This window comes from Rhodobium orientis, assembly GCF_003258835.1.
Lineage (GTDB): Bacteria > Pseudomonadota > Alphaproteobacteria > Rhizobiales > Rhodobiaceae > Rhodobium > Rhodobium orientis.
The window spans coordinates 1-1,045 of record NZ_NPEV01000115.1; the positions used below are offsets into that span (position 1 = coordinate 1).

At 60.8% G+C, this 1,045-nt stretch carries 1 protein-coding gene; it reads right to left on the minus strand.

The genetic code is table 11. The features are described 5' to 3' along the window. Positions 1 to 7 precede the first annotated feature (7 nt). Positions 8 to 968, minus strand: a protein-coding gene (locus CH339_RS23600) for an IS630 family transposase (RefSeq protein ID WP_111436863.1) whose coding sequence is annotated in 2 segments (ribosomal slippage) — positions 8 to 622 and positions 624 to 968 — 960 coding nt in all. Because the reading frame shifts where the segments join, the coding sequence is not laid out codon by codon here. Between the last annotated feature and the right edge of the window lie 77 nt (positions 969 to 1,045).

A 1,045-nucleotide genomic window follows, 5' to 3' on the forward strand; every position in this document is an offset into this window, starting at 1 on the left:
TTTGCGTTTAATCTGCGACATATCCTGACGCTTTGAGGAAGTTGAAGCATTCTTCGGGGTCGAAGAGGTCGCAGATGTCGCCGAGGGCGGAGATGAGGGCATCGAATGTCCTTGCGCCGATGCGTCTGAGATGGGCTTTGAGCTTGGAGAAGGCCATTTCGATCGGATTGAGGTCGGGCGAATAGGGCGGCAGGAACAGGAACCAGCATCCACGATCCTTCAGGATTTGTGAGGCCCTCGGGACCTTGTGGGTCGACAGATTGTCGAGAACGACCACCGTGCCCGGCGCCAGAGCGGGTGCCAGCTGCGTTTCGATGTAGGTTTGGAAGGCTGATCCGTTCATGGCTCCTGGAATGACCCATGGCGCGATCAAAGCGTCGTGGGTCAGGCCGGCGATGAAGGTTTGCGTGCCCCATTTGCCGAACGGCGCGGCTCCGTAAAGCCGCTCGCCGATGGGGGCACGCCCCCGCAGGCGCGTGAGATTGGTCTTCACGGCCGTCTCATCGATGAAGACCAATCGATGTGGCCGCGTCCGCATATAGGGTTGCCGGCGACCGATCCATTCGGCGCGCTGCCGTCGCAGTTCCGGCCGGTCACGCTCGCTGGCGATAAGTCCTTTTTTTATATGAGAACCCGGCGCGCTGCAGGGCCCGGTGGATCGAGGAGATGTGGACCGTCAGGCCGAACGTGTCTTCCAGGGCATTGGCAAGCTCGGCCAGCGTGATATCCGGCTCGGCCCGGACGATCTCGATGAGAAAGCCCATATGCGGGGCCAACTTGCCAAATCGGCCGGCCGGACGTCCTTGCGGCTTGCAGGAGACGTCGCCGCGGGTCCGATAATCGGCGGCAATCCGCACCGCTGTCGCCGCGCTGACACCAAACACCCGACCGGCATCGCGACACGAATGTCCTGCCGCAACATGCGCTGCTATCCGCTCGCGAAGGTCCTCTGAATACGGCTTGCCCATCACTCTCCTCCTCAAGGAAAGTGAATCAGACAAAACCTCCGGTGGGAATCCCCTATCGATTCAGATCAATCGCAAGG